Annotated in this window: 12 protein-coding genes and 1 tRNA gene; all 13 read left to right on the forward strand. The window is 40.1% G+C overall.

The genetic code is table 11. The annotated features are described in order from the left end of the window. The 13 genes from HDC90_RS13125 to HDC90_RS13185 all read left to right on the forward strand — a co-directional run bounded on the left by HDC90_RS13125 (position 1) and on the right by HDC90_RS13185 (position 19,141). Entirely contained in the window at positions 1-1,719 is a 1,719-nt protein-coding gene (locus HDC90_RS13125) for a RagB/SusD family nutrient uptake outer membrane protein (RefSeq protein ID WP_184467030.1), read from the forward strand. An 83-nt stretch (positions 1,720-1,802) separates the two neighbouring features. Further along, positions 1,803-4,829, forward strand: coding sequence for a TonB-dependent receptor (locus HDC90_RS13130; protein WP_184467032.1), 3,027 nt, complete (start codon positions 1,803-1,805; stop codon positions 4,827-4,829). Between the two features lie 21 nt (positions 4,830-4,850). Continuing rightward, a complete protein-coding gene (locus HDC90_RS13135) occupies positions 4,851-6,575 on the forward strand; it encodes a RagB/SusD family nutrient uptake outer membrane protein (protein WP_184467034.1) in 1,725 nt (574 codons plus the stop codon). Positions 6,576-6,682: 107 nt separating this feature from the next. Next, the gene (locus HDC90_RS13140) at positions 6,683-8,512 is read left to right on the forward strand and encodes a glycoside hydrolase family 2 protein (protein ID WP_184467036.1); all 1,830 of its coding nucleotides are present in this window, start codon (positions 6,683-6,685) and stop codon (positions 8,510-8,512) included. A gap of 3 nt (positions 8,513-8,515) precedes the next feature. Next, positions 8,516-9,610 carry an endo-1,4-beta-xylanase gene (locus HDC90_RS13145; protein ID WP_184467038.1) on the forward strand — a complete coding sequence of 365 codons (1,095 nt, stop codon included), beginning with the start codon at positions 8,516-8,518 and terminating at the stop codon, positions 9,608-9,610. Positions 9,611-9,824: 214 nt separating this feature from the next. Beyond that, the gene (locus HDC90_RS13150; RefSeq protein ID WP_184467040.1) at positions 9,825-12,287 is read left to right on the forward strand and encodes a glycoside hydrolase family 2 TIM barrel-domain containing protein; all 2,463 of its coding nucleotides are present in this window, start codon (positions 9,825-9,827) and stop codon (positions 12,285-12,287) included. 21 nt (positions 12,288-12,308) lie between these two features. After that, entirely contained in the window at positions 12,309-13,496 is a 1,188-nt protein-coding gene (locus HDC90_RS13155) for an alginate lyase family protein (protein WP_184467042.1), read from the forward strand. A 1-nt stretch (position 13,497) separates the two neighbouring features. Further along, positions 13,498-14,691: a glycoside hydrolase family 88 protein gene (locus tag HDC90_RS13160; protein WP_184467043.1), complete on the forward strand. Its 1,194-nt coding sequence runs from the start codon at positions 13,498-13,500 to the stop codon at positions 14,689-14,691. A 156-nt stretch (positions 14,692-14,847) separates the two neighbouring features. Beyond that, positions 14,848-16,314, forward strand: a complete 1,467-nt coding sequence (locus tag HDC90_RS13165) for a glycoside hydrolase family 30 beta sandwich domain-containing protein (RefSeq protein WP_184467045.1) — start codon at positions 14,848-14,850, stop codon at positions 16,312-16,314. A gap of 21 nt (positions 16,315-16,335) precedes the next feature. Then, positions 16,336-17,160 carry an SDR family oxidoreductase gene (locus tag HDC90_RS13170; RefSeq protein ID WP_184467047.1) on the forward strand — a complete coding sequence of 275 codons (825 nt, stop codon included), beginning with the start codon at positions 16,336-16,338 and terminating at the stop codon, positions 17,158-17,160. A gap of 50 nt (positions 17,161-17,210) precedes the next feature. Continuing rightward, positions 17,211-18,380, forward strand: coding sequence for a mannonate dehydratase (gene uxuA / locus HDC90_RS13175; protein ID WP_184467049.1), 1,170 nt, complete (start codon positions 17,211-17,213; stop codon positions 18,378-18,380). A gap of 224 nt (positions 18,381-18,604) precedes the next feature. After that, positions 18,605-18,838: a hypothetical protein gene (locus HDC90_RS13180; RefSeq protein ID WP_184467050.1), complete on the forward strand. Its 234-nt coding sequence runs from the start codon at positions 18,605-18,607 to the stop codon at positions 18,836-18,838. Between the two features lie 229 nt (positions 18,839-19,067). Next, positions 19,068-19,141, forward strand: a tRNA-Arg gene (locus tag HDC90_RS13185). Positions 19,142-19,337: the final 196 nt, after the last annotated feature.

Consider the following 19,337-nt stretch of genomic DNA (forward strand, 5'->3'; position numbering starts at 1 on the left):
ATGAAAAATTATAAAATATATTCTTTAGTTTTTTTACTTACACTTCTTTCAATTTCTTGTAAAAAAGATTTCTTAAACCGGACTCCCGAAATTGCTTTAGATGATAATGGGGTATTTGCCGATCCGCTTAGGGCCGCAAGTTATGCAGATGCAGCATATAACTATATGATTAATGATTATGCCAGGTTTAATGATCACCGCGGTTCTACTTCGCAGGCTTCTGATGAAGCGGTATCAGGTAACTCCGAATTTACGGTTACCACATTAAACAGGGGTTTGTATCACGATCATTCTAACGCCGCATCTTTAAACGATATGCGCGATGTTTGGACAAGATGTTATGCCGGTATTGCTATCAACAATAAAGTATTGGCCAGAATGGCCAGCGTACCTACAGCTTCGGTTTTTCCGAAACAGAGAATTGAAGGCGAAATGCGTTTTTTACGGGCCTTTTCTTATTTCGAATTGATTAAAAGATTTGGTGGTGTTCCGATTATGGATAAGGAATATAGCGTTAATGACGATATCAATTTTCCGAGGGCATCTTACCAGACCTGCGTTGATTTTATTATTACCGATTTAGATAAAGCCATTACATTACTAAATAACGACGCCGATAATGGTACTTCAAATTACGGAAGGGCAACTAAAGGTGGTGCATTGGCCCTTAAGGCAAGGGTGCTTTTGTATGCAGCAAGCCCGCTGAACAATCCAAATAACGATAAAGCAAAATGGCAACTGGCTGCAGATGCGGCTAGTAAAGTAATGGATGGTAGCAGTGCCGGCCAGGTTTACGCTTTGCAGACCACCTATGCTGATATATTAAATGCGGCTTCCTCGCCTGAGTATATTATGATTAAAATCAGAGGTCCAAGGGCAATTGATGGAATTTTGGCAGATTATGCCATGTCTCCAGGTTCTGGCGGTGCACAAGGGCAGATGAACCCAACACAAAACCACGTGGATATGTATGAAATGGCAAATGGTAAAGCCATAACAGATGCTACCTCTGGTTATAACCCTCAGCAACCTTACCTAAATCGCGATCCACGTTTTTACGCCAACATTCTTTACAATGATCAAACCTGGCAAGGCAAAAAAATCGAAATGTGGTCTTCAACCTCACCTACGGGCGTAGTAACTTATGGTAAAGACTGGAACCCGACAAACATTATTTATACAGCTACCCGCTATTACTGCAAAAAATACTGGCCTGAAACTTATGTGCGCTTAGGCGGTACCTCAGGTACAGCGTTAATTAATTACATTTTCTTCCGTTATGCAGAGGTTATGTTAAACTACGCTGAAGCGCAGAATGAAGCAAATGGCCCCGATGCCTCTGTTTATAAACAGTTAACCGATATCCGTGCACGTGCAGGAATAGCCGCAGGTACCAACAATTTATATGGGTTAAAAGCCAATATGACTCAAGATGAAATGAGAGCAGCTATCCGCCATGAACGTGCAATAGAACTCGCTTTCGAAGATCACCGCTGGTATGATATTATGCGCTGGAAAATCGGTCCTGAAGTTATTGCCACACCAATGTACGGCATGAATGTGGTTAAAAATGCCAATGGTTCATTTTCGTATACCCCTGTAGTACTGGGCCCAAATTTTCAAAAAACATATACTGCTAAACAAGACCGTTACCCAATACCCAGATCTGAGATTTATAAGAGTAATGGGGTGTTGATCCAAAATCCGGGATGGGAGTAAGCAAAATGTTTAATATCACGCAAAACAGATTTTATTCAGTTATGAAATTATCAAAATATATAGTTTGCCTTCTTTTTTTATGGATGGCAGTACTAAGAGTTAGCGGTCAAACACCCGATGAGGCACTGACTGTTACCAGCAAAGTTTTAGACCAAAATAAAACAGCTCTTCCTGGTGTGGTAATTACCATACAAGAAGATAAAAGCAACAAATCTATCATAACAGGTGCGGATGGCTCTTTTACCATTCATACCACATCAAGCGATGTACTTGTTTTTAAGTTGATTGGTTATGGTTTGGTACTTAAACCTGCATTGGAAGTAAATAATGCACCGGTGATCTTAAGTAAAACACTTGTAGACGCTGGAGACGATGACAATGTTTATATTCCATTTGGCGTAAGGAAAAGAAGAGAGATTACGGCAACCATCAGCACCTTAAAAGCTGATGATCTTCCTCAGATTCCTTCATCCTCTTTAAACAATGTATTTTCGGGCCGTTTATCAGGATTGGCCATTATCCCGAATGGATCACAGCAGCCTGGTTATGATGTTTCCAGCTTCCTGATCCGTGGACGTTCATCTTATAACAATAACCAGGAACCTTTAGTATTGGTAGATGGGGTGGAGCGCGATTTTAAATCGATGGATTTAGGTGAAATTGAAAGTATCAGTGTGTTAAAAGATGCAGGAACCATAGCCTGGTATGGCATGTATGGTGCAAATGGGGTTATTTATGTAAAAACCCGCCGTGGCAGTGCAACTTCAACAAAAGTTACGTTTGATGCGCAGGCCGGTATACAGCAGCCCTTAAATATTGCCAGTCCGCTTGATGCCTACTCTTATGCAACACTTTATAACGAAGCGCTTGTAAACGGAGGTGCTGCACCTACATATAATGCTGCAGCGCTACAGGCTTACCAAACCGGTTCTGATCCTTATCGGTATCCGAACAACAATTTTGTGAAAGATTATATCAGGCAGGCTGCGCCTACACAGCGTTATGTAGCTACTGTTACCGGCGGTAATGCCTTTATTAAATATTATACTTTGTTGAGTGCTTACGATCAGGCAGGTATTTATAAAGGTGGTAATAACCCTACTTATGACGGGAATACTAATTTTAACCGCTATAACCTGCGTACTAACATAGATTTACATGTAAGTAAATCTTTAGATGTATCACTTGATATAGGCGGGCGTATTACCAATCTCCGTTTCCCGAATATCGGTACCGGTACTTTCTTAAACACGGTGTATGGTACCCCTGCAAATGCTTTTCCTGTATTAAATGCCGATGGAAGCTATGGCGGAAATTCGATCTTTCAAGCCAATAACCCCTTGGCAATGTTAGAATCGAGGGGTGTAAGTACCGATTTAACAAGGAATTTATTGGCAACGATAATTGCAACCCAAAAACTGGAAAGCATTACCAAAGGCCTATCTTTTAATGTGTTTTATTCTTATGATGTAGCTGGAACGTACCGTTATGGTTTTAACCAGACTTATGCCACTGTTGATCCATTTGCTCCAGGCGGTCCTGCTACTTATGGAACAGCATCAATTGTAAGTTATGCCGCAAACTCTTTTATGGGTAATCTGCGTAGAAACGAATTATGGTTAGGTTTTGATTATGATCGTACTTTTGGTAAACATGGGATTAAATTTACTACACGTGGCTCAAGAGCAAATTATTCAACCTTTACTGCTTTAGATCAGCGTAGAGAAGGATGGTCTAACCGATTATCTTATAATTATAACCAACGTTATTACATGGATCTGATCGGAACTGTTTCTGGGTCTGAAAGTTTTGCTCCGGGTAAACGTTACGGCTTCTTTCCAGCGGTTTCGGCAGGGTGGATATTATCTGACGAAAGTTTTATGAAAAATACTTCAGGTTTTCTTGATCTATTAAAAATACGGGGATCTTATGGCCTGGTGGGCAATGATGCTACCGATAATTTACGCCGCTTTGCTTTTAACGATTATTTTAACAGAAGTGGTACCGGATATAATTTCGGCACAAGTTACACCGGGGTAGGTGGTACCGAGCAAAGGGCTTTGGCTAACCCTAATTTAACCTGGGAAAAGGCTTATAAAGGAAGCGTAGGTTTTGATGCAAAGTTGTTTAAACAATCCCTTTCATTTAGTGCTGATTATTTCTCTGAAGATCGGAAAGATCTGTTAACCAATTCATTACTTCCAAATGTGCTTGGTCAAACACTTTTACAGGTAAATGAAGGCGAGGCGTCTTATAAAGGTTTTGAAAGCAATCTTAATTTTTATAAAAAAATCGGCGCTGTAAATCTGAATCTGTTTGCAAACTACACTTATACCAAAAGCAAAATTATCTCTATAAACGAGGGTGCTGGTATTCCAAGTTATCAATCAAGGGTTGGCCACGAAGTTTCCAGCGTAATCCAAGGCACAGGTTATGTAAGTAGTATGTTAGAGGCCATTGGAATTTTCCAGTCACAGGCAGAAGTTAATGCATCACCTGTGCAGCGTTTTTCAAGAACGGTAGGTCCTGGCGATATTAAATATAAAGATCAAAATAATGATGGCGTAATCGATAACCTGGATTTTGTAAACACCGATTATAATTTCGTTCCAAAATCTTTTTATGGTTTCGGAGCAAGTGTAGCCATTAAAGGTTTCGATCTTAACTTCCTTTTTCAAGGCATGGGAGGTCGTAGCATCAGTATTCACGATTTGGTCATATCCGGCAACTCTACCACTGGTTACATTAACCAGTTTAGTGTAGATCGGTGGACGCCCACAAATCCAAACGCTGCTTATCCTAGGTTATTGGTTGCCGATCGTGGGAACAATACCCAAAATTCTGATTTCTGGGTGCGTTCTGGTGATTATTTAAGATTAAAAAATGTGGAGTTAGGTTATTCTCTTCCCGCATCATTTGTGAAAAGGTTAAAACTATCACAAGTGAGGTTTTATGTAAGCGGATTAAATTTATTGACGTTTGATAAACTCGGCAATTTAGATATCGATCCTGAATTACCAGAATCAGGTTATTCTTACGGAACAACAGCCTCCGGTGCTTATTACCCGTACATGAAAATCTATTCATTTGGATTGAACTTGAAATTTTAATTACACTGTAATCTTAACAAGATGAAAAAAAATATATTCTACATACTTCTTGCCGCATCAGCAATTTATATGGCAGGCTGTAAAAAAGATGGCTTTTTGCAAGATGGCACAGTTACGCCAAACGGCGATGTTTCTGAAGCTCAGGTTTGGGCAAATCCTGATTTTGCGAGGAATTTTTTAAATAATATTTATGCTACGCTTTCTGATCGCTATAATTTGGATAATGATGGGGCTATGCTGGCTTCAGGTAGTGATGAAGCTGTAAATTCCAATCTTAATTCCAGTATTAACATTTTGAATAATGGAACCTGGGGTCCTGTTAGGGTAGTGGATGATGTTTATACCGCTATGTATAGCGGCATCCGTAAAACCAACATGTTTTTGGTTAATGCGCCAAAAAGTGTCATTATTCCTTCTGATGGCTTAACCTTTGCCCAGGATATTGCCAGGTTGCGAGGTGAGGCTTTCTTTTTAAGGGCATTTTTTTACTTCGAATTGGTAAAACGCTATGGCAGCGCTGTACTGGTGACCAGGGTCTTAAACGCTGATGAGAATTTAGATTTACCTAGAAATACATTTGATGAATGTGTTAGGCAAATATCTTTAGATTGTGATTCGGCAATTGAAAGATTACCGATCGGTCCAACCGATTGGGCAGTAGCAAGCAGGGGAAGGGCTACACAAACTGCCGCAATGGCCTTAAAAGCAAGATTGTTATTGTATGCTGCAAGTCCGCAATATAACCCAAGTGGCGATGCAGCCAAATGGCAGGCTGCTGCTGATGCTGCCAAGCGATTGATGGATACGGGCAAACACGCCATTTATTCTTCTTATCCAAATATCTGGTTATGGAACGTATCAGGAGCGGCTTATAATACCGAAGTTATTTTTGCTACGCAAACACTTAACACCAATAGCATCGAAACCAATAATGCGCCGATCAGTTATGATGGGGCTAATGGCCGTACCAACCCCACACAAGAATTAGTTGATGCCTTTGAAATGAAAACAACAGGCCGCCCGATTAGCGATCCTGCTTCTGGTTATAATGCTTCAAATCCATACGCTAACCGAGATCCACGTTTAAATTTTGCCATCATGTATAATGGTTCTACGTTCAAAAGTAAACCTGTTGAAACATTTGTTGGTGGTAAAGATGGTTTAGGTTTAAATGTGAATGCTACTAAAACCGGGTATTACATGCGTAAGTTTTTAAGTGAAAACGCAGTGTGGAACAATTCTTCAAATACCACCATCCGTAGGCCATGGATTTTCTTCCGTTATGCCGAAGTATTGTTAAATTATGCGGAGGCATTGAATGAGGCACAGGGTGTAGCAGCATTATCAGAAATTTTAAAGTCGGTTAATGCGGTTAGGCAGCGTAAAAATACCACAACGGCGTCACTTAGCGTTGATATGCCGCCTTTACAAACAACTAACCCAGCAGGAGCCGGTTACGTTATTCCATCAAAAGTGGAACTAAGGAAACGTATCCGTAACGAGCGTAGAGTAGAGTTCTGCTTTGAAGAACAGCGCTTTTACGATGTGAGAAGGTGGAAAGAAGGAGAAACAAATTTTAATAAAGATGTAACTGGTATGCGCATTACGCTGGTTTCGCCAGGAGTTTATACTTACCAGCCATTTGTGGTCGAAAACAGGGTTTTCACCGCTAAGAATTATTTATATCCAATTTCCCAGAATGAATTAAATAGGGCGCCGTCGCTCAAACAAAATGCCGGATATTAACCAAAAAACTAGACTTTACTCAAATTTAGGGGGGCGGCGGAAACACCGTCCGTTAATTAATTGTTAGTTTTGGGAACGATCAATTAATTAATATTAAAACATAAGTTATGCTAAAAACAACCTATAGCGTATTTTTAATCTGCTTTTCGCTCCTTTCATCAATCAGTTACGGTCAGGTTACCGCTATACAGAACATTCAGGGCCGGAACATCCAGAGCCTTAACGGCAAATGGAATTATATTGTCGATCCTTACGAAAACGGTTATTATGATTATCGTCATGATCCATTCGATCAGTCGAAAACCGGTACCGGAGGTTATTATGATGATAAAGTTCAGAAAGATAAGTCAGAACTGATTGAGTATGATTTTGATCATTCACCTCAAATGAACGTTCCTGGCGATTGGAACTCGCAATCAGAAAAATTAGAACTTTATGAGGGCAATGTTTGGCTTCGCAAAAAGTTTGATGCAAAACCCGAAAAAGGAAAAAAATATTTTGTGTATTTCGGTGCGGTAAATTATGAAGCCCATGTTTACCTCAACGGTAAAAAACTAGGTGTACATAAAGGTGGTTTTACACCTTTCCAGTTCGATGTAACCAATAATTTAAAAGTTGGCGAAAACTCCCTTATACTAAAAGTTGATAATATCCGTAAACAGGATGAAATCCCAACTGTAAATACCGATTGGTGGAATTATGGCGGCATTACACGTGATGTTTTTTTAGCCGAATTTCCTGAGCATTTTATCAGTGATTATAAACTTCAGCTCGTTAAAGGAAACAATAACCTGTTAAATTTTTCAGTAAAACTGGCTGATGCCACCGCAGGGCAGGAAATTACACTTTCTATCCCAGAGCTTAAGCTAGAAAAGAAATACAAAACAGATAGCGAAGGTAAAATTGTTGACGAGTTTACCTGGAACAATTTAAGCTTATGGTCGCCAGAAACGCCAAAATTATATGCCGTAAATATTAAAACCGATAAAGAAAATATCAACGATAAAATCGGTTTCAGAACCATTCGGGTTGATGGCGATAGTATCCTGTTGAATGGTAAATCTGTTTTTTTAAGAGGAATATCACTGCATGATGAAAACCCGCTTTTAGCTGGCCGTTTACGCTCAGAAGGCGATATGCGCATGATGTTGCAATGGGCAAAAGATATGAACTGTAACTACGTTCGCCTGGCGCATTACCCACATAATGAAGAAATGATACGCCTGGCCGATGAAATGGGCCTGTTGGTTTGGGCAGAAGTGCCTGTTTACTGGACCATCAGCTGGACCAATCCGGCCACTTATGCCAATGCCAAAAAACAGCTGACGGATTTAATCGTACGCGATAAAAACAGGGCAAGTGTAATCGTCTGGTCTATCGGTAACGAAACCCCGCTAAGCGATGCCCGTTTAAGTTTTATGAGCAATTTGGCAGAAACTGCCCGCTCTTTAGATGATACCCGCCTGGTTGCTGCGGCTTTAGAGGTACACCGTGAAGGAAATAACATCATTTTAAACGATCCTTTAGGCGAAAAAATCGACCTGGTTAGTTTTAATGAATACGCCGGCTGGTATTGGGGCGGTAATCCATCAGAAATCACCAAATACAATTTTGATATCAAATATAAAAAACCTGTGGTCATCACCGAGTTTGGTGGCGATGCTTTGGGTGGTTTCCATGCCGACGAAAACACCCGCTGGAGCGAAGAATACCAGGAAGCACTATACAAAAACCAGATTACCATGTTAAGTAAAATTGGTGCTTTACGTGGAATGACACCATGGATTTTAACTGATTTCAGATCACCAAGAAGACAACATCCTATTTATCAGAATTTCTGGAACCGTAAAGGTTTGATCAGTGAAACAGGCAAGAAAAAGAAAGCCTTCTATGTGCTGAAAGATTTTTACGACCAGATGCAGGTCAAATACAAATAAAATATGAACAGATTACAGAAAATTAGTTTCGCTTCGAAAATCGTGTTTTCGATGTCGCTGGTGTGCCTCTCTTGTGCGAAATATAAGAGCACCAGCATTGATCCCGGGATCTTAATCCAGCCACAAAAGACAGAAGAGATCAGTTTACAAAAGAATATGCCTTTCCCAATGGGTGCCGCTGTGAACGTAAGTCTTTTAAAAAGCAATACTAACTACCGTAATCTGGTCATTAAAGAATTTAATAGTCTTACGGCAGAAAATGCCATGAAATTTGCATCCGTACATCCTTCAAAAGATACTTATACCTGGAGCGATGCAGATTATCTGGTCGATTTTGCTGTAGCCAATGGCAAAAGAGTACATGGCCATACCTTAAACTGGTACAAATCACTTCCCGATTGGGTAAATAACTTTCAGGGAACTACAGCAGAATGGGAAAATCTTTTAAAAACACATATCCAGACTGTTGTAGGTCACTTCAAAGGTAAAGTGGTTTCCTGGGATGTGGTAAACGAGGCAATTAACGACGACGGTACCATACGCAACAGTATATGGGTACAGAAATTAGGAGTTGATTATATTGGTCGGGCTTTTCAGTACGCACATGAGGCTGATCCTAATGCCTTACTTTTTTACAATGATTATGGCCATGAATTCGGGCCTACAAAACGTACCGCTATTCTAAACCTGGTTACAGGATTAAAAAATAAAGGCATTCCGATTGATGGAATTGGTATACAGATGCATACCCGCGTCACACAAACAGATGCCAATTTAACAGCCGCTATTTCTACTGCGGCAGCAACCGGCCTGAAAATCCATATTTCTGAAATAGATATGGCCCTTAACCCCGATAACGTACAGTCGATGACTTACACCACTACTTTAGGCGAGCAACAGGCTGGTAAGTATAAAACGATTGTTCAGGCGTATAATGCCATTCCGAAAAGTCAGCAATTCGGGATCACACAGTGGAATGTAACCGATGCCGACAGTTGGATACCATCTAATTATAGCCGCCCTGATTGGCCTTTGCCTTTTGATGCACAATATCAGCGAAAAGCAGCTTATCAAGGAATTTTAGACGGAGTTAAATAGCCATACATTAATGAGAAGATATTTACGCTAACCTGTTACCTCATTCCTTATCCGTTGTACGCTCTTTTGAGTTTGGTTCATTTTCCAAATTCCCTTCGTTCAGGCATTGGATGAATTATCAGATCTTTTTTGATTGTATTTTTGGTGATCGGCGTTGTGCACTTTTTTGAGCAGAAGAAATTGCATTTAAAGGTTTAATTTTTTTAAAAAAAATATGTTAAAGTTATTTAGGTATGTAGTCTTGCTTATTTTGTTGTTTAACAGTCAGTTATTGTTTGCTCAGCAATCAACTCGGCTAAATAATAATTGGGAATTTCTAAAGCAAGATTTAGGAGGGGTATGGGAGGCCGTTCGTCCGGTTGGTGTTGGTAATCCAGAGGCTGTACCATTATGGCAAAAAGTGAGTTTGCCACACTGCGTTAATGCTGAAGATGCGGTAGATCCTGATGTAAATTATTACCAGGGACCTGCCTGGTACCGTACACAGCTCAAAATTGAAAACCCTTATCTGAATGGCAGAACGATCCTGCATTTTGAAGGTGCCGGACAAAAAACGGAAGTTTATGTTTACACCACGAAGGTTGCAACTCATGTAGGTGGTTATGACGAATGGACGGCAGATATTAGTGATGCTGTTGCCGCTTTCCAAAAAACAGCTGTTTATCAAAAACAATTTAAAGGTAAAGTTCCGGTTTCGGTAAGGACCGATAATTCAAGAGACTTGGAAATGATCCCTTCCGATCTGTCAGATTTTAATGTTTATGGTGGGATTTACCGCTACCTGAACTTGGTTTATGTACCGCAACTTTCAGTTGATAAGCTATTTGCCAGGGCCGAAGTAGATGCGCAGGGTAAACTCGGTAAATTAAGCGTTAAAACGCGTTTATATAATCCAAAAGGACTTACTGAAGCAACGGTTTTATTAAAATTGATTGATCCTTCAGGAAAAACCGTCAATAAAACAGCGAAAAAGCTGAGTAATTTATCTGGTGATATAGACCTGTGGTCGACAGAAGTGAAGCGGCCTCAATTATGGTCAACCGAAAAACCTGTGCAGTATCTTTTGCAATACGAAGTAATATCATCAACAGGGAAATATAAAGGAGAAGAGAAAATCGGTTTCCGTCATATCGAATTTGTAGAAAAAGGACCGTTTAACCTCAATGGAAAACGTTTATTGTTACGCGGAACGCACCGCCACGAAGATCATGCAGGCGTAGCAGCGGCCATGACCGAAGGTACGATCCGCCAGGAAATGCAGATGATGAAAGATATGGGCGTTAATTTTATCCGCTTAGGTCATTATCAGCAATCCCGTATTGTTTTAAACCTTTGCGACAGTTTGGGGATCCTGGTTTGGGAAGAAATTCCCTGGTGCCGTGGTGGTTTAGGCGGTGAGGTTTATAAGCAACAGGCCCGCAGAATGCTCACCAATATGGTTGAACAGCATTATAACCATCCGGCCATTATCATTTGGGGGATGGGCAACGAAAATGATTGGCCGGGTGATTTCCCGGAGTTTGATAAGGAAAAGATCAGAACTTTCATGAAAGAACTGAACGATATTTCCCACAAACTGGATAAATCGCGTTATACGGCCATCCGGCGTTGCGATTTTTGCAGCGATATTGTAGATGTATATTCCCCTTCCATTTGGGCAGGTTGGTACCGTGGCGCTTATACCGATTACAAAAAAGCATCAGAAGATGAATTTGCCAAGGTAAAACGCTTTTTACACGTAGAATGGGGAGGAGATAGTCATGCCTTACGTCACTCAGAAAATCCGGATAAAGCTTTGAGTAAGATTAAAACCGGAGGAAGTGCTGATGAAAGGGCAGGTGATGCCTCTTTATACGGTGGTGCGGCTAGGATCTCTAAAGATGGCGACTGGAGCGAATCTTACATCATAAACCTAATCGACTGGCATTTAAAAGAGCAGGAAACCATGCCCTGGTTAAGCGGTACCGCTTACTGGCCCTTTAAAGATTTTTCTACGCCTGTCCGTCCCGATAATCCTGTGCCTTACATGAACCAGAAGGGGGTAGTAGAAAGAGATTTTACCAAAAAAGAAGCTTATTATGTATTCCAGTCTTACTGGACAGAAAAGCCAATGGTCCATATTTACGGACATACTTGGCCAATCCGTTGGGGTGATGAGGGTGAAGAGAAAATGGTTAAAGTTTATTCCAACTGTACAGATGCTGAAATTTTCTTAAACGGCAAAAGTTTTGGTAATAAAAAACGCAACAGTCAGGATTATCCGGCAGCAGGTTTGCGCTGGAACCTTCCATTTGTAAAAGGCGAAAACACAGTTAAGGTAATTGCCAAAAAAGGGAAAGAGACCATAACCGATGAAGTTAAATTCACTTATCAAACCGAAAAGTGGACAAAACCAGCCAGAATGGAACTGACAAAAATCAATCAGCAAGATGATGTGGCAACCGTAGAAGTAAAGCTTTTTGATGCCAAGGGCGTACCCTGTTTAGATGCCATTAACTGGATTACCTTTGGTTTAACTGGCGATGGTAAATTAATTGATAATCAGGGAACTTCTTCCGGATCGCGAAAAGTGCAGGCTTACAATGGTAGAGCGATGATCAGCGTGAAATTAAATAAAGGACAAAGCGTTGTATCTGCAAGTTCTGAAGGTCTGAAGACGGTTTTTGTCACTTTATAACAGCTAACCAAATATATGCCAATGAAAAGAATCATTATCTATGCATTAGCAGTGCTGCTCTGTTTTACCGAGACAACACTTGCTTCGCTGAAATCCAATCCGAAAGGAACAGATTTTAAAAAACAGGCTGAGGCTTTGTTAAAAAAACAGATTTTGACTGAAGCAGCCTGGGCCATGCGGCAAAAACCAATTACCGTTACGGCCTCATCTTCGCCAAGAAGTGCGGGCGGAAAGCATGATTTCTTTTCTGAAGCGGACTATTTTTGGCCCGACCCGCAAAATCCGGATGGACCTTACATCAACAAGGATGGGCTCACCAATCCTGATAACTTTTTGGCGCACCGTAAGGCCATGGTGCGTTTTAGTAAAATCATCGGTGCGCTGGCCTCCGCTTATAAAATTACCGGCGATGAAAAGTATGTTAAACAAGCCGTGAAGCATTTTCAAGCATGGTTTATCCATTCGGAAACATTAATGAACCCCAATTTATGGTTTGCTCAAGCGGTAAAAGGTAAGTTTACAGGCCGCAATTATGGCATTATCGATACTATTCACTTAATGGAGGTGGCCCAGGGGGCGTTCATCATGCAAAAAGCAAAAGCATTTGATCAGCATACCGTTAAAGGTGTAAAAAAATGGTTTGCAGATTATACCTTATGGTTAAACACCAGTAAGCCAGGTATTCAGGAAAAAACCGTTAAAAACAATCATGCCACTTGCTGGGCCATGCAGGTAGCATCTTTTGCCAAGCTTTGTGGCGATGAAAACATGCTCGATTCCTTACGGTCCCGCTATAAAACCATCCTGCTGCCAAACCAAATGGGTAATGACGGTAGCTTTCCATTAGAAATGGCCAGAACAAAACCTTATGGCTATTCGATCTTTAACCTCGATGCCATGACCATGCTTTGCCAGATCTTATCGACGCCCAAAGATAACCTCTGGAATTTTGAAACAGCTGATGGAAAATCCATCAAAAAAGGATTAACTTATTTATATCCGTTTATTGCCGATAAAAGTAAATGGACCTTAAAACCCGACGTGATGTATTGGGAAAATTGGCCCGTAGCACAGCCTTTTTTGCTGTTTGGGGCAGTACAATACCATCAAACTAATTGGTACCAAACCTGGGCAAAATTAGACCATCAGCCCCAGGTTGAAGAAGTCATTAGAAATTTACCTATTCGTAACCCATTAATCTGGTTATAATATGAACTTAAAAATCACAATAACGGCATTAAGTATATTGTCTTTCAGTGTAGTAAAGGCACAGCAAACAGATGTAAAAAAGGCATTTGCATCAGCAGCAAAACAAACCGAAGTGCTGATCAAGAATGTAGATTCGGCCAGAAAGGTAAAACCTAACCTGGTTTCACCGCGCACTGTAGAGAATGGACTATTTAAAATGGTGGTATCAAAAGATTGGACCAGTGGTTTCTTTCCTGCAGAACTATGGTATTTCTACCAATATACCAAAGATAAAAAGTGGCTGAACCTGGCTAAAAAATATACTGAAGATATTAAAAAAGAGCAATTTAATACGGGCACACACGATTTGGGTTTTATGATCTATTGTCCGTTTGGCAATGGGTACCGCTTAACTAACGATCCTGCTTATAAAGCGGTGATCATCCAGGCTGCCAAATCCTTATCCACTAGGTTCAATGCCACTGCAGGTGTAATCAAATCATGGGATCATAATGGCGATAAGTGGAAATATCCGGTAATTATCGATAACATGATGAACCTGGAGCTGTTATTTGAAACCACCAAACTAACAGGCGACTCCTCTTTTTATAAGATTGCAGTAAAACATGCCAATACCACGATGAAAAACCATTTCAGACCTGATTTTAGTTCTTACCATGTAATTGATTACGATACTTTAACAGGCAATGTACGTCAGAAGGTAACAGCTCAGGGTTATGCAAACGAATCAGCATGGGCACGTGGACAGGCATGGGCATTGTATGGCTATACCATGTGTTATGTTGAAACTAAAAATAAAGCATATTTGGCTCAGGCTGATGGTATTGTGGGTTTTATCTTAAACAGTAAAATAACCCCTGCAGATGGTATCCCATACTGGGATTATAACGATCCTAAAATTCCGGATGTTTCCAGAGATGCGTCCGCTGCAGCCATTACTGCCTCAGCGCTTTACGAATTGGCAAAATACAGTATCAATGGTAAAAAATATAAGGCAGCTGCTGATAAAATTTTATATTCTTTAAGTTCAAAATACACTAGCAAACCTGGTGAAAACTATGGCTTTATCCTGGAGCATAGCACTGGCCATCGTCCGGCTAAGTCGGAGATAGATGTGCCAATTAATTATGCGGATTATTATTACCTGGAAGCTTTGTTAAGAAAAAAGAAAATGGATGATTTCATATATAATTAAGCGATAAATAGTTATGCAGAAATGTACAAAAACAAATCTGTTATAAGCTGTTAATTTTGAAATTTTATAGTGCAAATGATCGATTTATTCGGAAATTGTACCGCTGATAATAGCAAAAACGTCGCTTAGACGACGAAATTAAATAAATATATTGTAATGAAACAAAATTTGAGCATCCTATTGGTTTTGGCAACTGCATTTACTGCGGCCGCACAGAACAAAAAAGCCGTTAAACCGTTACAGTCCTATACCGTTGCCAATAAAAAAGTAACCGTTTATACCACTGCCGAAAAATCAGAATACCGCATCAGTAAAACCGAAACCTTAAATTTTGTTGAAAATAAACAACCATTTGAAACAGAGCCTTGTATATTTGTTGATCCTACCGTAAAATATCAAACTTTGGTTGGTATTGGTGGCGCACTTACTGATGCTTCTGCCGAAACATTTGCCAAGTTATCTAAAAAGAACCAGCAGGAACTTTTAACCGCTTATTACAACCCCGATAAAGGCATCGGTTATACTTTAGTCCGTACCAATATTGCCAGCTGCGATTTCTCGAGCGGAAGTTATACTTATGTGCAGGATAATGATGCAGCCCTTAAAACCTTTAGTGTAGCACATGATGAAGAATTTAAAATCCCTTTAATTAAACTGGCTATTGCCGCATCGGGAGGTAAATTACCCTTGTTTGTAAGCCCCTGGTCGCCACCAGCCTGGATGAAAGATAATAACAGTTTAATCCAGGGTGGGCATTTATTGCCAGCCTACCGCCAAAGCTGGGCCAATCATTATGTCAAATTTATCAAAACCTACGAGGCTATGGGCATTCCGGTTTGGGGTTTAAGTGTGCAGAACGAACCGATGGCCAAACAGAAATGGGAATCTTGTATATTCACGGCCGAAGAAGAACGCGATTTTATTAAAAACTTCTTAGGCCCAACCTTACAGAAATCGGGCCTCGCATCAAAAAAACTAATTGCCTGGGACCATAACCGCGATCTGATTTTTCAAAGAGCCAGTACCATTTTAAACGACCGGGATGCGGCTAAATATGTTTGGGGTATTGGTTTTCACTGGTACGAAACCTGGACAGGCAGCGGAATGCAGTTCGGTAATGTGAAACAAACACATGAAGCGTACCCCGATAAAGCACTCATTTTTACTGAAGGCTGTAAAGAAAAATACGATGTAAATAAATTAGATGACTGGACATTGGGCGAGCGTTACGGTTATTCGATGATCAACGATTTTAATGCCGGAACAGCAGCCTGGACAGATTGGAATATTCTTTTAGATGAAAATGGTGGACCAAACCATGTCGGTAACTTCTGTTTTGCTCCCGTACATGCCGATACCAAAAATGATAAATTGATTTATACAAATGCTTATTATTATATGGGACATTTTTCTAAATTTATCCGCCCGGGCGCAAAAAGAATAGGCGCAGCATCCAGTCGTGATAAATTGCAGTCAACCGCTTTTTTAAATCCCGATGGCAAGTTGGTTGTAGTGGTCATGAATCAATCCGATGATCAGTTAAAATACAGTTTATGGATTAAAGGTGAGGCCGCAACAACAACCAGTTTGCCACACTCCATCACAACATTAGTAGTAGAATAAACTTATAAAAGAACTCAACAAATGGTAAAAGAAGTAGAAAGCCTGTTTTCGCTAAAAAATAAGGTAGTAGTCGTTACAGGAGCTACAGGTATTTTAGGCGAGGCTTTTGTTAACGGTTTGTGTGCCGCAGGTGCTGCAATCGTTATAATTGGAAGAAACGAAGAAATAGCCAAACAAAGGGCTGCAGATGTAATTCATGCGGGTGGCAAAGCCATTTACATCATTGCCGATGTATTGAATGAGCAGGACCTGGTGGATGCAAATGCAACTATTATTAAAGCATTCGGCCGGATCGATGCACTGGTAAACGCTGCAGGCGGCAATGTGGCAGAGGCGGTAATCCAGCCAGGCAGCGATATTTTCGATCTCAATATTCCGGCTTTAAAACAGGCATTTGACCTCAATTTGTTTGGCACCCTGTTGCCTACGCAGATTTTTGGTAAAGAAATAGCCAAAAATGGCGGCAGTATTGTCAATATTTCATCGGTTTCTGCCAACCAGGCCATAACACGCGTATTAGGCTATTCATTAGCCAAAACAGCTATAGATTGTTATACCAAATGGATGGCCGTAGAATTGGCCAACCGCTACCAGGATAAAATCAGGATCAATTCAATTGTGCCCGGATTTTTTATCACCAATCAAAACAGGGCTTTGTTAACCCATGAAGATGGTAGTTTAACCGCAAGAGGAGAAGCCATTATCTATAAAACACCGTTTAAACGTTTCGGAGCCCCTGAAGAACTAATTGGTGCCTTGGTTTATTTACTGAGCGATGCCTCTAAATTTGTAAACGGCGAAAACATTAAAGTGGATGGTGGATTTACAGCATTTTCGGGTGTTTAAAAATTAACTGCTATTCTGTATAATCATTAAAATCAATGCAATCAAATATAATGAAATATAAAAAATTAGAACAAACCTGGCGTTGGTACGGTCCGAACGATCCGGTTAGCCTTCAGGATGTTAAACAGGCGGGTGCTACAGGCATTGTAACCGCACTGCATCATATTCCACATGGCGAAGTTTGGCCTTTGGAAGATATTAAAGAAAGAAAAGCCATCATCGAGGCCGTAGGTTTAACCTGGTCGGTAGTAGAAAGTGTTCCTGTACACGAAGCGATTAAAACGCGCAGGGCCGATGCCGGACACTATATCGAAAATTATAAAACCTCTTTGCGTAACCTATCGGCCTGCGGAATTAAGATCGTATGTTATAATTTTATGCCGGTTTTAGACTGGACACGTACACAACTGGATCTGGAAATGACCGATGGATCTAAAGCGCTTTATTTTAATTGGATCGATCTGGCTATCTTCGACCTTTATATTTTAAAGAGAGAAGGTGCAGAAGCAGATTATTCGAAATCTATTTTAGATCGGGCAGCGGCTAAATATGCTACTTTAACAGAACAGGATTTAGCAGATCTTCGGATCAATGTATTAATGGGTATTCCTAACGAAAAAGAAATCGAGCTGGAAACCTTGCGTAATAGTATTAATGAATACAAAGCCATTGGTACACAAGGCTTAAAGGAGAATTTGAAATTTTTCTTGTCATCTATTGCTGAAGTTTGTACAGAAGAAGGTATTAAAATGACGATTCACCCAGACGATCCACCTTATGCTATTTTAGGGTTGCCAAGGATAGCCAGTACACTCGAAGATTTTAATTATATCATTAAAGAAGTAGATCAGGCTTTTAATGGTGTTTGTTTCTGTACAGGTTCGCTAGGTGCCGGTATGGGAAATAACGCCTTAGAAATCTTTAATGCGGTTAAAGAACGTGTTTATTTTGCGCATTTGCGTAATGTTAAAAAAGATGAAGACGGTAGTTTTTACGAAGCAGATCATTTAGGTGGTGATGTGAACATGTACGAAATCATGAAAGCATTATCAGAAGAAAATGCACTGCGCGATAAATCAATTCCTTTCCGGCCAGATCATGGTCACCAAATGTTAGATGATTTAGCTAAAGCAACTAATCCGGGTTATTCTGCTATTGGCAGATTAAGGGGGTTAGCCGAGCTTAGAGGCCTGGAAATAGGGGTAACAGGGAATTACTAAGCACTTTTGTTTTGTCGCCCTGAACGAAGTCGAAATATCTTTCGATGTTAATTTACCACAGATGCGCACAGATAAACAATGATTTATTTGTGCGCACTTTTTTATAATCGGGTTTGTATTTGCCTAAAACTTATCCTCAACCCTTATTCTTTACAAATACACACCAATTGCCGAAATTTTAACTCACCTTTGCTTATGGCTTGAAATTTGAGTCTCTTAAAATTATGGAAAACAGCAATAATCCTATAAAGAAGATCTTAACGCCTTCTGTTGTACACGATGATTTACCAGAGGTTAAAAAGCCTGAGCATTTAAGGAAAGTGTCTCCTGATCACGACAGTACCTTGCCGGAAAATCCTGAAAGAAATTATCACCATGAAGAATTAAAGAGTGTATCCTTCGGCTATGCTAAAATTAGGCATGCTGACGACGATATTTGGAACGGAGAGGACGCTTAATTTAGCTTTTTATCATATTTTTGAGTATTCAATCTATCTGTTAATCAAGAGTAGAATAAGAAATAATGTTTTCTATCGTCTAAAATCAAATTTATTTCGATTAAGTTTTATTTTAATTGCTTCGTTCTTAAATACTTATTTGAAATAGAAAAAGTACATCCTAAATAGTTTAAAATATATTTTTACATATTAAATAGAACTTCTATATTTGCAGCTCATTAAAAAATGAGCCTCGGTAGCTCAGTTGGATAGAGCAACGGTTTTCTAAACCGTGGGTCAGGGGTTCGAATCCCTTCCGGGGTACAACCGGACTTTGATCTCTTCAAAGTCCGGTTTTTTTATCGATATTCTAAACTATGCTAGTAGCATCTTTTGGGATCAAGCGGAAAAGTTGGGGGGAATAAAATAATTTGTTTCTTTGTGGTATTACAACAATTATAACTTCCCTTGAATCAAGCCGAACAAACCCTTATCAGTTTTTTATTACCAGAAGGTATTC

The sequence above is a fragment of the Pedobacter sp. AK013 genome, assembly GCF_014205835.1.
Classification (GTDB): domain Bacteria; phylum Bacteroidota; class Bacteroidia; order Sphingobacteriales; family Sphingobacteriaceae; genus Pedobacter.

What these genes read in the sequence shown, in the direction of transcription:
- HDC90_RS13125 (WP_184467030.1), top strand. Translation starts at nt 1, where the DNA reads ATGAAAAATTATAAAATATATTCTTTAGTTTTTTTACTTACACTTCTT.
- HDC90_RS13130 (WP_184467032.1), top strand. Translation starts at nt 1,803, where the DNA reads ATGGCAGTACTAAGAGTTAGCGGTCAAACACCCGATGAGGCACTGACT.
- HDC90_RS13135 (WP_184467034.1), top strand. Translation starts at nt 4,851, where the DNA reads ATGAAAAAAAATATATTCTACATACTTCTTGCCGCATCAGCAATTTAT.
- HDC90_RS13140 (WP_184467036.1), top strand. Translation starts at nt 6,683, where the DNA reads ATGCTAAAAACAACCTATAGCGTATTTTTAATCTGCTTTTCGCTCCTT.
- HDC90_RS13145 (WP_184467038.1), top strand. Translation starts at nt 8,516, where the DNA reads ATGAACAGATTACAGAAAATTAGTTTCGCTTCGAAAATCGTGTTTTCG.
- HDC90_RS13150 (WP_184467040.1), top strand. Translation starts at nt 9,825, where the DNA reads ATGTTAAAGTTATTTAGGTATGTAGTCTTGCTTATTTTGTTGTTTAAC.
- HDC90_RS13155 (WP_184467042.1), top strand. Translation starts at nt 12,309, where the DNA reads ATGAAAAGAATCATTATCTATGCATTAGCAGTGCTGCTCTGTTTTACC.
- HDC90_RS13160 (WP_184467043.1), top strand. Translation starts at nt 13,498, where the DNA reads ATGAACTTAAAAATCACAATAACGGCATTAAGTATATTGTCTTTCAGT.
- HDC90_RS13165 (WP_184467045.1), top strand. Translation starts at nt 14,848, where the DNA reads ATGAAACAAAATTTGAGCATCCTATTGGTTTTGGCAACTGCATTTACT.
- HDC90_RS13170 (WP_184467047.1), top strand. Translation starts at nt 16,336, where the DNA reads ATGGTAAAAGAAGTAGAAAGCCTGTTTTCGCTAAAAAATAAGGTAGTA.
- uxuA (WP_184467049.1), top strand. Translation starts at nt 17,211, where the DNA reads ATGAAATATAAAAAATTAGAACAAACCTGGCGTTGGTACGGTCCGAAC.
- HDC90_RS13180 (WP_184467050.1), top strand. Translation starts at nt 18,605, where the DNA reads ATGGAAAACAGCAATAATCCTATAAAGAAGATCTTAACGCCTTCTGTT.